Source organism: Ignavibacteriales bacterium (assembly GCA_026390815.1).
Taxonomy (GTDB): domain Bacteria; phylum Bacteroidota; class Ignavibacteria; order Ignavibacteriales; family SURF-24; genus JAPLFH01.
The window spans coordinates 1-12,427 of record JAPLFH010000055.1 but is presented as its reverse complement, the minus strand read 5'-3'; the positions used below and the strand labels follow the sequence as shown (position 1 = coordinate 12,427).

The following is a 12,427-nucleotide window of genomic DNA, read 5'->3' as shown; positions in this document are numbered from 1 at the left end:
AATTAAAATTTCTGTCTTAAAAATGATGAATTTATGATTAAAACTCCACAGTGGGAATTGAAAAGAAATGAATTACATCCAGGATAAATCATTCCTAAAATAAATTGGCTTTACCTAATTACGTTTAATAATTAAATGAAAGTTGAGCATTAAACATATCAAAATAATTCTGATCGTACTTTACTCCATATTTGTTTATAGGAATAACTGTATAATCAAAACGGAATGTAAGCGGTGAAGTTGGACCAAGAATTTCTAACGGCAAATAAATACCAAAACCATATCTTATATTCAAATCACTTTTAGCTCCATACATATTAGATAAAGGTTGCGAGTAACCACCAACACGCAAAGCAATAATTTTGAATAACACTGCTTCCATTCCCAATCCCCAGTAATCGCGAAAAGCACTGTCATCAATTAAGGTAAACCCATTTCTTCGTTCTATTTGCGGGTTAAGATAATTCCGGTATTCCATATTAACTGATAACTGAATTTTAGACGCAGCTTTTTGCGGCACATCAACCATATATGAAAATCCGATTCTTAAATATCTTGGTATATGCGAACCACCCTGCGTTGAGTTAAACCAGTCGCTATAAGAATCACTTGCATAATTTTCTGTATAGTCAGTTCCAAAGTTCTGTAAAGATATTCCAAGACTAAGTTTGTCATCAACAATGGCTTTATCAGCAAGATTGATAATACCATAAAGCAATCCAATATCCACAAGATATGTTCGTTTAGTATTAAAGTTCATATAAGGATAACCTTCAATAGTTCTATCCCGCTTGAAAATTTTAAAGTTTATTCCGCCAGATAAATTACCGACCAAACTTCTTGCAAAGGAAAAATTAAATGTATAGTCGGAACTATTGATTTTTCCAAAATATGATGATGCCTGAAAAGGAAGATCGTAATAACTTTTATTGAACTTAGAATAGTCGAATGCAAAATTGCCAAAATTTGTTTGAAAGATAACGCCGACATTATAAAGACGGGATTCATGACTTTGTTCTAAATTGATTCCCGATAAATTCTGATTCCGGTTACTATAAAAAATATTTGCTTTATGTACACCAGAAAGAGCTGCCGGATTATTTTTGTAAGATAATAAACCAACTGGATCTGCCACTATACCTTCGCCCAGCGCAATGCTTCTTGCATCTGTAGTCAAATCGAGAGATGAGTTAAACTGGATGGCAGCAGTCCTTAAGTTCTGTTGTGGATAAATACTTCCACACAATAAAATTATAACCGTTATAACTATTTTAGTTTGCACGAACCCCTCCTTGATTTAAAAAAGGTTGCGTGCAATTTAATTGAATTGAAATAGTTAATCAACTTAATTTATTAATTTGGGAATGAATTTCTTTAATTCAGTTCATTCATTAAATGTCATTTAAGCAGCAACATTTTTTTCGTTAATGAATAATTTCCGGCTTTTAGTTGATAAAAATAAATTCCGCTTGGTAATAAACAATTATTCGCTGAAAATTTATAATTGTAAATTCCCGCTGGTTTGTATCCATCAACCAATGTAGAAACTTCTTTTCCATTATTATCAAAAACTTTTAGAGTAACAAAATTATTAGCTAATAACCGAAAGCTAATAACCGTATTTGGATTAAATGGATTTGGATAATTTTGGTAAAGTGTAATGCTTTCAGGAATATTTTTTCTTTCTTCATCAACTTTAACAATATTGGTAAGATCAATTTCAAACATCGATCTGCCATGTGTTGCAGCAACTAATTTTTTAGTTGGCTGATGATAATTTAAATCGCTGATTGGTGAGTTTGGAAGACCGGAACCAAGCAACTTCCAACCATCAGTTAAATATCTTTTGTAATAAACTCCCAAATCACCACCAATATAAATTCCCAAACCTTCTTCATAATCAAGAACAACTGAGTTTAAAGGAACATCAGGCAAGTTATCGCTAATGTCGGTCCAGCTTTCACCAAAGTTTGTCGTCTGAAAAATATGTGGATTTTTCAAATCCTGATTGTATCCGCTAAGCGTAACATAAGCTACACTTGCATCTCTGCGGTCGCAAAGAATATCAGTAACATATCTTCGCGGAAGATTCCCAGTAATGTCTTTCCAGCTTATGCCGGTGTTAGTGCTTACTGAAACTTTTCCATCATCGGTACCAGTATAAATTACTCTGTTATTATCCGGCAATACGTTTGTTGAAATGCAGGTAATCGTTCCTTGTTTACCATTTTTTCCTCTTGTAAGATCAGGACTAATTGCGCTCCAGTATTGTGCACCATCTGTTGATCTATAAATCCTGTAAGTTCCATAGTAAAGAATAGTCGGATCAAGTACATCTAAAGTAAAAGGAGTTGACCAATTTCTTCTATCATTTTGATCAATACCGTTTGTAGAGCCATAATAAAAGTTAGCTCCACCATCAGTGCTTTTACCAAGACCGCCCCACTGAAATTCTGTATAGATGATATTTGAATTAGTATAATCCACCTTACAATGGAATCCATCTCCACCATAAATTACTTCCCAATCATCAATTCCGCTGGCTCTTGTTTTCATTGTTCCGTTATCCTGCGTTCCACCAAGTTTGATATCCGGATGAAGATAATCAATTGTTGATGCATAGAATTGTGTTATTGGCAGATTGTATAATTTTTTCCAGTTTGTTCCACCGTTTGATGAAGTAAAAATTCCACCATCATTACCAACAACTAAATTATTTGTATTGATAGGATCAATGTAAAGGGCATGTTGATCCGGATGCTGCTGATCGAATGAACCAGAGTATGAATTAGTAATGTTCTTCCAGGAATTTCCGCCATCAGTTGTTTTAAGAAGATCAATCTCACCAACGTAAACAGTATTGTAATCTTTCGGATCGACTTCAAGCAGACCAAAGTACCAGCCGAAGTTAGAGAACTCATTTCCAAGTTTGCCATCGGGCATTTTTTCCCAGCTTGTGCCTTTGTTTGTAGAACGATAGAATCCACCAAAAATATTTTCCGATAGATCACTCGGAGTAGAAACTTTATAAAGTGCATATACAAAATCAGAATTTGATGGAGCAACTGCAATGCTTATTCTTCCAATATAATTTGATGAAACGGGTAAACCATTTGTAAGTTTTGTCCAGGTGTTTCCCATATCAGTTGATTTATAAATTCCGGAAGTAAAACCGGAAACTTTTCTGAATGAAGGACCACGCTGTCTTTCCCACATTGCTGCATAAACAATATTGATATCGGACGGATCGATAGCAACATCAATTGCACTTGTAGAATCGCTGATGAATAAAACTCTTTCCCAGCTTGCTCCGGCATCAGTCGATCTATAAATTCCCCTGTTGCTATCTTTGGAATAAAGTCCGCCCGCAACAGCAGCAAAAACTAAATTGGAGTGTACTTCAATTTCTGCAATGTGTCTTGCATCTGTTAAGCCTGATTGAAGCCAGGAGGAACCATTATCGTATGATTTATAAATTCCAAACCCTGGATAAGAATCACCGCTGGTGTTTGCTTCACCAGTTCCACAATAAATTATTTTGGGATCACCAGGATCTGCTTTTAAAGCACCAATTGAAAGACTGGCGTAGTTATCCATAGTCGGATGAAACTCCACTCCTCCATCTCCGGATGTGAACACCCCGCCAGCAGCAGCACCGGCAACGATGATATTTTTAATTCCCAATGAATTTACTGCAAGCGCTGTTATTCTTCCACCAATGTTTGAAGGTCCAATCTGTTTCCAGGCTCCATCAAAGCTTGAATTTTCTTTGGCAAGTAATTGTTGCTTTTTCTGTGCGGCTTCTAAATATTTTTGAAAAGGAATTTCTTTATTTGGATACGCACGCTGGTAATAAAACCAATCGGCTGGCTGGTAATTAAATGATTCTCTTTCATGGTTCAGATCAAATAAGCCAAAGCCGATTAAAGTGCAAATGGAAAAAAGGAAAAATGTTAAAATATTTCTCATCATTAACTAACTTAAAAGAATTGAAAGAATAATCTGACAGCAATTTAAGTGAAAAACTTTTTAGAAGAAAGTAAAGATGAAATTTGAACAGTTTAAAATAAATCAGTCCCGGCAATTGCCAGGACTGTTAAAAAGAAATTTAGAAAATGTTTGAGTTACTTCACAAGAATCATTTTCTTTACAGAGCTGAATTCTTGTCCGCCATTTACACCAACTGCTTTAATTTGGTAAATGTAAGTACCAGATGATAAATTAGAAGCATTGAAATTTTCTTCGTAATAACCAGCTTGTTGTACTTTATTTACCAGCTCGCTTACAATTTGTCCAAGCGAATTGTATACTGTAACATTAACTATGCTTTCGAATGGAAGCGCATATTTAATTGTTGTAGCCGGGTTAAATGGATTTGGATAGTTCTGGCTCATATCAAATTTGGACGGAGCTAGATTGTTAACCTGAACTTCTGCAGAGTATTCATATGTTCCGCTCAGATCAATTTGTTTTAAGCGATATGAAAGACTTTGCGATTTCAAGTTTGCAATATCATCAACAAATGTATATTTGGTGCCGGTTGTTTTTGTTCCGCTGCCATCAACGTAACCAACTTTTGCCCAAACACCGGAAATATTCCTTTCAACTTCAAATCCTTTATTGTTTGTTTCGGTAACTGTAAACCATTCAAGATTTGCTTTACCATCAACAACTTTTGCTGAAAAGGATTTTAGTTCTACTGGAACGTTAGCAGTACCTGCTAATTTGGCAATTTTACCCGTGGCACCACAAGTCCATGCATTGTTAGAAGTGGCAGTAACTCCATAAAGGCTCACTGCCGGTGCACCGGTTAATGCTTCCCATGTAACTCCATAATCTCTGGAGATTAGACTTGCACCTGAACTGCCAGTAGCAATAAAGGAAGTTGTTCCCGGTACATAGGTTAAGGCTCTTAATGCTGGAGTTGTATTTGTAGCTACTGTCCAGGTCGTTCCGCCGTCAATAGTAACAGCTCTTGTTCCATCTAAACCCACAAATACACCTTGATTAGAATTAGCAAATGCCAGATAACCTGAGCCAGAAGTACCGCTTACTTTGTTTAAAGTGCTTCTTGTCCAGTGAAGACCTTTGTCTGTTGACTTATAGATAGAATTTGGTGTACCTGCAACAGCACTATATCCAGTAAACCAAACGGTATTTCCAGATTTACAAATACCACGTGCAGAACCATATTCGCCGTTAGCGCTATCTGCTCCCGTGTAATTAGAGCGAGGAACCCTTGTCCAAGTAGTTCCACCATCTGTGGTGGTTACTATTTCCCATGCAGTGGACGGATAAGGATCTGGATCACCCCAGCATACACCGTTATTTGCATCGAACATTACCATACCATTGGTGAATCCAGTAGGATTACGATATTGCTGAACCCAGGTTGTACCGCCATCTGTAGTTTTCCATATTATACAGTCTGCGCTACCGCCAACTGTACCAGTTACCCAAGCTGTTGTAGCATCCAATGGTGCAACTGAATAATTTGTAACAGTTGCATCTGTGGGGGTTTTCTTTACCCAAGTAGTGCCGCCATCAGTTGTTAAAAGAACAACGCCACTTGATCCGCACGCCCATAAAACGTTATCATCAACAGCAACTATTAGCTGTAACGTTGTCGTTACACCGCTTGTTTGCTCTGTCCACTGGGCAAACATAGTGGAAGCCAATAAAAGAACGAAAACAAATAATAAACCTTTCTTCATAGATCCTCCTAAATGGTTTTTTGAAATGATAAATTAGAACTTATGTGAAATGATTTTTTTTGTGGCAAATTCCTTTCTTTTTCAATCTCGATTTTAACTTAATATTTTGTAATTGATAAGTCAACAACTTTTTTTCTTTGTTTGCAGCGAAAAAGTATTTCTTTCCCAAAAAACACCATCAGCAAGTCCCTGTATTTTTTTATTTGCGTCTGCTAATTCAAGGCGTTTCTCTGCAAACAGGCAGAAATCTTCATTCAACTCTATCCCAAGATATTTTCTCCCCAATTTTTTTGCCGCAACTGAAGTAGTTCCGCTTCCAAGGAACGGATCGAAAACTAAATCATCTTTATTGGTGCTGCACAAAATTATTTTTGCCAGCAGCTTTTCACTTTTTTGCGTAGGATGATTTGTATTTTCTGGCATTGACCAAAATGGTATAGAAATATCCGTCCACAAATTTGAAGGATGTGTAACACGGAAGTTTCCAATTTGGGTTTTATCCCAATCTTTAGGCGCACCATTAACGGTGTACGGAGCCAATACTTTTCTTTTCATTTTAACAGCGTCAAGATTAAAAGTATAATCATCAGACATTGTACAAAACCAAATATCTTCGCTGGAGTTTTTCCAGTTAGCTTTTGCACCCCGTCCTTTTTCTCTTTCCCATGTAATTCTGTTTCTAACAATAAAGTGTTTTGATGCAACTTGGAAAATAGAAGTTGAGGAGTACCAATCGCCGCAGATATAAATAGAGGCTGTTTTTGTTAGCATCGGCTTTAATCTAATAATTACATTATCAAGCCAATCGGAATAATCATCCACTTTCCTTTTGCTAAACTTCCAACCATTAAAATCTTTAATTAGATTATATGGTGGATCTAAAAAAAGTAAATCAACAAAATCATTTGGAAGATACTCAGCCCAGGTAAGACAATCACCGTTTATAGTTCCGGTTATTGGAGACTGTAAATGATTTTCCGGTAAAACATTTATCAATTTCTTTTTTAAACGAGATTTTTCTTTTTCATTTAAAAGTATTGTTTTATTTCTCAAAGATTTTTGTTGCATAATTTCCATATTAAAATTTTACAAATTGATTTTAAGTTTCAGGCAATATAAATCATGTTCTTAAGAAAATTTTGCGTTTTGTAAATAAACTAACAAAGTACCCCAACAAGAATGTTTCGAACAAAGCTCTTAATACACCAAGCCATGGGGTTGGAGTTATCCAATTAAGAAACTCACCAAGCATTGTTAATGCAAGAAGTGGTGGAAGCAAATTAGTAATTCCAGCATAAGCTATCAAAGGATTTTGCCCATTGTACACCAACAGGTTTAACCATTTTCTTTTAAATATATCAATAATTATAGAAAAGCCAATAAAAAGAAAAGACGCCAGACCGGAGGTAATAAAATAGTAACTCATCGTTGGATGATCTTTTTTAATTCCTCCTTCGTATGGTTCAAAGATGAGTCCCAACACTAACCAGAATGCTCCCCAGGTATAAATATTTTTAAATAGTTTTTCCATTTCATTCTTCGGATCTGAAAGAAACCACCAACCAAGTGCGCACATTGAAAAGGAAATTATAGTTGTTGCTTCTACCCATCTGCCTTTCAAACCAACGAGTAGAACCAGAATGAAACCAAACATCAACAATGTAATGTAAATTAATTTTGATTTAGAACTTTTAATTTCGGTAGAAATTTTTTCTTGTGGTGATTTCATCCATCGCAAAATTAAATCGCCTGCAATTGTTCCGGGGATAATAACAAAAAGATATTGTTGGAAATAAATATTACCAATCCATCTAAACCACCAGTTTGCTGAACCATTCCAGAAGAATTGAATCCAACCCGGTTCTAAGTGAGTTAATCTTACTGCTAACAAAATCCCCAGTAAACCAAATCTTAAATACCAATTTGAACGAGTGAAAATCCAGACGATTGAACCGCTTACAGCAACATTAGCAAGAACAAGAATAATAATATCACTTCGGAAAAGAGAAAAGAACTGACCATTAAAACTCGTTTCCGGAAATCTTACTAAAACCATAAAAAGAATTGCACCAATCCAACCGGCAGCTCTAACGTAATTTTGAATTACTGGTTTCCATGTTTTTGGCATTCGCCACAATACGGGAAATAGCAAAACAAAACCAAGCAGCGATGTAAGCCAGGTAATCGTTGTGGGATTTGAATTCATTGAATAAGGACGAATATGTTGATCGTAGATTGCAAAACCAACAAGCAGCAAACCTCTTTCAAAAATTCCAAAATAGATTTTCCACTTTGGTACATCTTCCTCAATTCTTTTTGAAAGAGCAAGCGGAATTGCTGCACCCATAGAAAATAGGAAAAATGGGAAAACAAGATCTACCCACGTAATGCCCGGAAGTGTATCAATAAATTTATGAAGCGGTGGAGGAACCTGGGCATGGTACATCCAATCGGGCAGAACTCCAAATGGCACTCTTCCTGAAAGAAACATCGTTAGGATTGCAAAACCTCTAACTGCATCCAGTGCACGCGCACGTTTTGATGTTGATTCAATATTAAGTGTTGTACTGGAAGTACTCATTTTTTTATAAATAGGATTTTGAAAGCTATTTTTTGTTTCTCAAATTACTTTTTAGCCAACTTACAATCAAATAGGATTTGGAATTAATTATAATATTTTGCAGATATTTAACCAACTGCACTTTCCGCTAATTAGAAATTGAATAATATTTTTTCTTAGATTTAGGAAGCAATCAATCATGTTGAATATTTTTTCTCCATGACTTTTCTTTTGTAATTCGATTTTAAGCTATAAATAAAGTTTATCAACGCAATTTGATAAAATACAATTCTTGCGCACTGAGTAAAAATGATGGCATCGTATTTGTAATTTCACCGATACAAAATAGTGATCTTAATAAAAATTTTTACGGGAGAATATAAAATGGTGATTACCGAAGAATGCATTAGCTGTGCTGCCTGTATTGAAGAATGCGAGAATAATGCAATTTATAACGCTGGAGAATCTTATAAATTTAATGAAGAAGAAAAACCGGCTATTTCAGAAGATCATACATTCATAGCGCCAGAATTATGCAATGATTGTAAATCTTGTGCCGAAGTTTGTGCAGTTGATGCGATTGTAGAACCACAATAATAAACGAAGTCATTTCATTATGTTCAGTCCCTAAATAGGGACTGAACAATTAATAAATCAATTTTAATTAACCGCTGAAATATGCGGTTTAATTTTACTCATCAGATGATGTTTTGGAACCGCTCCAATAACAGAATCCACTAATTGACCACCTTTAAATATTCCAAGTGTTGGAATACTCATAATTCCATATCGTGTTGCAACTGAAAAATTTTCATCAGTATTAACTTTAACAACTTTAAGTTTTCCGCTAAGTTCGGTTGCAATTTCTTCAACAATTGGGGCAACCATTCTGCAAGGTCCACACCAGGGAGCCCAAAAATCAACAAGCACAGGTGTGTTAGATGATAGAACTTCAGAATCAAAATTCAGATCGGTACCGTTTATTATACTGTTATTCATTTTTGTATCCTTTTTAGTTTTATTTGCTGTTTCTGATTAATATGATGTTCGTTGATTAAAATGGTTGCAACAATAAAACCTGTATTCTAATTTATTTTTTCTATAAATTGGAACTAAAAAATCAAGAGGGGTAAAATGAATAGAACATTGCTAATATTTCTCATTCCAACAATTGTAATTGCCCAGGAATTTTCGGAATTAAAACTCGATTCCGCATTCTTGAATGCAAAAAGAGGCGTATACTGGTGTTTATCAAACATTCCGAATAAAAAAAATGAAATCGAAAATCAATTGATTGCGAACGATATTTTGGTTTCCTCAGTACGACTTCAAAAGGAGATTTACGGAGTTAGAATTGAATCTACAGGCTATTATAATTCTACTGAAGTAAAAATAACTTTCTTCAAATCAATGGATAATCTTTTAAAGGAAGGATTCATTAAACCTGATTCTTTGGTAAGTGAAAACAAGAGTGAAATCGATAAAACAACAAAGAAAAAAAAGAAGAAGTAATAAATTTTTAATTTAAAATTTTTATAACTTCTTTATGGATTTTTTTTTGTGCTACTACAATACTATTTCCTTTAACTGGATCATTTCCGTTGTAATCAGTAATTAAACCACCTGCTCCACGGATTACTGGTATCAAAGCCATTAAATCCCAAACTGACATAATCGGATCGATCATAACATCTGCAAAGCCAGTGGCAACTAAGTAATAACCGTAGCAATCGCCCCAATTACGGTAGAGTTTAACTTTTTTAATCAACTTATAAAATTTTACTGCGTTCTGGTGCTTTTCAACATTCAAATGATCAGTAGTTAATAATACAGCTTCTGAAAGGTTGCTACAATCTCTTACAGATACTTTTACATTATTTAATTCACAAGTTAAATTATCTCCAATTAAAAATTCATTTAAGATTGGCTGATTAATAACTCCAAGAATTGGCTCTCCATTTTTTAAAAGTGCGATGAGTGTTCCAAAAGTAACTGCTCCGCAAATAAAACTTTTTGTACCATCAATCGGATCAAGAATCCATTGGTATTCAGAATCACCATTATGTTTCCCAAATTCTTCACCAAGTATTCCATGGTCAGGATAATCTTTCATTATTAATTTGCGCATAATTTCTTCGGCTTTTTTATCAGCAATTGTTACCGGAGATTGATCGGCTTTGGAATCCACCGAAATTTGTGTGCGGAAATAATCCCGAATTATTTTACCACTTTCATTTGCAAGCAGATTGGCAAAGGATTTAAATTCATTCATCAAAAAACCTAAAATATGTTTTACAAATTTAACATTTTATTAAGAAGTACAACAGAATTGCTTTTGTTAAGAGCGGTCTATTTTTTATATTTGGGCAGCGAAAACGGAGAGTTGGCAGAGTGGTTGAATGCGGCGGTCTTGAAAACCGTTAAGGATGCAAGTCCTTCCGGGGTTCGAATCCCTGACTCTCCGCAACAGCAAAGCAGGTTAAATAACCTACTTTTTGTATTTTTCAATAAAAGTCTCTGTTTGCTTTTTTATTACCATCATTCTATTTTTACCCTGACTTTTATTTATTCCTTATGAATTCACATTTTTTCATATCGGAGAGAGGAGATGTCAAAAAAAAATAATGAAAATCGTGCTGCTTATAAAAAATTATTAAACGAAATTCATCAAACACCACCAGTCCGTCAAGCTTTAATTAAGGAGTTAGAGAATTATTTTAATAAAACTGTAATTACTTTTTTTACCTCTTTTACATTCCCTGTCATGATTGAGGATGAAGATGCGAAAATGATCGAGGAAGTACTGCAAAATACTGAACTAAATTCTAATGGGTTAGTTTTGATATTGAATTCACCTGGTGGTTCGGGTCTTGCTGCGGAGAGAATAATTAATGTATGTCGTGCGTATTCAAACGATTGTTTCGAAGTAGTTGTTCCAAATATGGCAAAATCCGCAGCAACTATGATTTGTATGGGTAGTAATCATATTTATATGAGCAAAACATCAGAACTAGGTCCTATTGATCCTCAAGTAACAATAGTTGAAGATGGAACACGAAAAGTGTTTTCAGTTCACGGTATAATTAATAGCTTCGAAACATTATTAAAAAAAGCTACTAAGGAAATAAATGGGAGAGTTGAACCATATTTACAACAGCTCCAGAGATATGATTCCAGACTTATTGAGGATTTACGTCGAGCGCAAGAGCTTTCAGAGAGTATTGCAATAAAGTATCTTAAACTTGGAATGATGTCTAAAGAAGGTGTAAGGGATATTAGAAAAAAAATAAAACCCTTTCTCTCACCGCTTGAAACCAAATCACATGGAAGACCTATATTTTTCAAGCAAGCTATTGATTGTGGATTGAAAGTTAGCGAAATTGAATTAGATAGTGAACAATGGCATAAGATATGGGAACTATATTTAAGAACAGATCATTTACTAAATAGAGATATTGCAAAAGTAATAGAATCCAAGAATGATCATTTCTATAGCAACATTAATATTAAAGGAGACTGATATATGAAAAATATATCGCAAAATAAATCAAAGAGGTGGAAAGCGATGAATCAAAGAATTCAGGATTATAAAGAATTAGAGAAAAAACTAAAACCTTTTTTCCCTCCAATGATGAGTATTACACCTTCAAAAAAAACAACTTGGTCGAAAGCTTGTGAAGAATAACCATTTAATTTTAAATGTCTAGTTGGGATATAAGGCGATGAGAATTCTATAACTAAATTTTTAGAAAAATTTCAGAACAAAATTATGACAAAGCTTTTTCAAAAAGTTCGAAATTGTAACGAAAACGGATCAAATTGGATGAGTCTGTAAAATATTTGGTGTAAATGACATTTTAGTTCAGAGGAAAGGCTTAAGCCTTTCTTCAAAAATAATTGAAAACTTTGAGATATTATGGCATGTGTTTAAAACCTTCGCTATTCAACAACTAATTTTTAGTCCCACTACGGATAGTAACTTTTACACTCAGTATTTTGCAGTAATCATTATTTGAGAATAAGCACAACATCGGTAACACAAAATAAGCAAGACATCGTGCACTGTTAGTAATATAGAATTAGCAAACATCGTATACAATTATTAGTAATAAAAAACATCTTAAAAATCTGAGAATTTTATAAACTTGCTATC

At 34.4% G+C, this 12,427-nt stretch carries 11 protein-coding genes and 1 tRNA gene; 5 read left to right on the top strand and 7 right to left on the bottom strand.

Annotated elements, in window-relative coordinates:
* Positions 1–124: 124 nt before the first annotated feature.
* The 5 genes from NTX22_16700 to NTX22_16680 form a co-directional block, all read right to left on the bottom strand.
* Positions 125–1,282: a hypothetical protein gene (locus NTX22_16700; protein ID MCX6152167.1), complete on the bottom strand. Its 1,158-nt coding sequence runs from the start codon at positions 1,280–1,282 to the stop codon at positions 125–127.
* A 116-nt stretch (positions 1,283–1,398) separates the two neighbouring features.
* Positions 1,399–3,972 carry a T9SS type A sorting domain-containing protein gene (locus NTX22_16695; GenBank protein MCX6152166.1) on the bottom strand — a complete coding sequence of 858 codons (2,574 nt, stop codon included), beginning with the start codon at positions 3,970–3,972 and terminating at the stop codon, positions 1,399–1,401.
* Positions 3,973–4,124: 152 nt separating this feature from the next.
* Entirely contained in the window at positions 4,125–5,714 is a 1,590-nt protein-coding gene (locus tag NTX22_16690; protein ID MCX6152165.1) for a T9SS type A sorting domain-containing protein, read from the bottom strand.
* A gap of 120 nt (positions 5,715–5,834) precedes the next feature.
* A complete protein-coding gene (locus NTX22_16685) occupies positions 5,835–6,782 on the bottom strand; it encodes a site-specific DNA-methyltransferase (GenBank protein ID MCX6152164.1) in 948 nt (315 codons plus the stop codon).
* A gap of 52 nt (positions 6,783–6,834) precedes the next feature.
* Entirely contained in the window at positions 6,835–8,295 is a 1,461-nt protein-coding gene (locus NTX22_16680) for a DUF5009 domain-containing protein (GenBank protein ID MCX6152163.1), read from the bottom strand.
* 363 nt (positions 8,296–8,658) lie between these two features.
* Between NTX22_16680 and NTX22_16675 the strand changes: the two genes are divergently transcribed.
* Positions 8,659–8,871 (top strand): 4Fe-4S binding protein, encoded by a 213-nt coding sequence (locus tag NTX22_16675; GenBank protein ID MCX6152162.1) that lies wholly within the window; start codon positions 8,659–8,661, stop codon positions 8,869–8,871.
* A 63-nt stretch (positions 8,872–8,934) separates the two neighbouring features.
* Here NTX22_16675 and trxA read toward each other — a convergent pair whose 3' ends face one another.
* Positions 8,935–9,273, bottom strand: a complete 339-nt coding sequence (trxA, locus tag NTX22_16670) for a thioredoxin (GenBank protein ID MCX6152161.1) — start codon at positions 9,271–9,273, stop codon at positions 8,935–8,937.
* A 135-nt stretch (positions 9,274–9,408) separates the two neighbouring features.
* Between trxA and NTX22_16665 the strand changes: the two genes are divergently transcribed.
* Complete coding sequence (locus NTX22_16665) at positions 9,409–9,786, top strand: hypothetical protein (protein MCX6152160.1); 378 nt, start codon at positions 9,409–9,411, stop codon at positions 9,784–9,786.
* 7 nt (positions 9,787–9,793) lie between these two features.
* On the opposite strand, the gene hisN is transcribed toward NTX22_16665, so the two are convergent.
* Positions 9,794–10,546 (bottom strand): histidinol-phosphatase, encoded by a 753-nt coding sequence (gene hisN, locus NTX22_16660; protein ID MCX6152159.1) that lies wholly within the window; start codon positions 10,544–10,546, stop codon positions 9,794–9,796.
* A gap of 105 nt (positions 10,547–10,651) precedes the next feature.
* Between hisN and NTX22_16655 the strand changes: the two genes are divergently transcribed.
* The 3 genes from NTX22_16655 (at position 10,652) to NTX22_16645 (ending at position 11,959) form a co-directional block, all read left to right on the top strand.
* Positions 10,652–10,738, top strand: a tRNA-Ser gene (locus tag NTX22_16655).
* A 144-nt stretch (positions 10,739–10,882) separates the two neighbouring features.
* A complete protein-coding gene (locus NTX22_16650) occupies positions 10,883–11,794 on the top strand; it encodes a hypothetical protein (GenBank protein MCX6152158.1) in 912 nt (303 codons plus the stop codon).
* A 3-nt stretch (positions 11,795–11,797) separates the two neighbouring features.
* Complete coding sequence (locus NTX22_16645) at positions 11,798–11,959, top strand: hypothetical protein (GenBank protein MCX6152157.1); 162 nt, start codon at positions 11,798–11,800, stop codon at positions 11,957–11,959.
* Positions 11,960–12,427: the final 468 nt, after the last annotated feature.

What these genes read in the sequence shown, in the direction of transcription:
- NTX22_16690 (MCX6152165.1), bottom strand. Translation starts at nt 5,714, where the DNA reads ATGAAGAAAGGTTTATTATTTGTTTTCGTTCTTTTATTGGCTTCCACT.
- hisN (MCX6152159.1), bottom strand. Translation starts at nt 10,546, where the DNA reads ATGAATGAATTTAAATCCTTTGCCAATCTGCTTGCAAATGAAAGTGGT.
- NTX22_16685 (MCX6152164.1), bottom strand. Translation starts at nt 6,782, where the DNA reads ATGCAACAAAAATCTTTGAGAAATAAAACAATACTTTTAAATGAAAAA.
- NTX22_16680 (MCX6152163.1), bottom strand. Translation starts at nt 8,295, where the DNA reads ATGAGTACTTCCAGTACAACACTTAATATTGAATCAACATCAAAACGT.
- NTX22_16665 (MCX6152160.1), top strand. Translation starts at nt 9,409, where the DNA reads ATGAATAGAACATTGCTAATATTTCTCATTCCAACAATTGTAATTGCC.
- NTX22_16645 (MCX6152157.1), top strand. Translation starts at nt 11,798, where the DNA reads ATGAAAAATATATCGCAAAATAAATCAAAGAGGTGGAAAGCGATGAAT.
- NTX22_16695 (MCX6152166.1), bottom strand. Translation starts at nt 3,972, where the DNA reads ATGATGAGAAATATTTTAACATTTTTCCTTTTTTCCATTTGCACTTTA.
- NTX22_16650 (MCX6152158.1), top strand. Translation starts at nt 10,883, where the DNA reads ATGTCAAAAAAAAATAATGAAAATCGTGCTGCTTATAAAAAATTATTA.
- trxA (MCX6152161.1), bottom strand. Translation starts at nt 9,273, where the DNA reads ATGAATAACAGTATAATAAACGGTACCGATCTGAATTTTGATTCTGAA.
- NTX22_16675 (MCX6152162.1), top strand. Translation starts at nt 8,659, where the DNA reads ATGGTGATTACCGAAGAATGCATTAGCTGTGCTGCCTGTATTGAAGAA.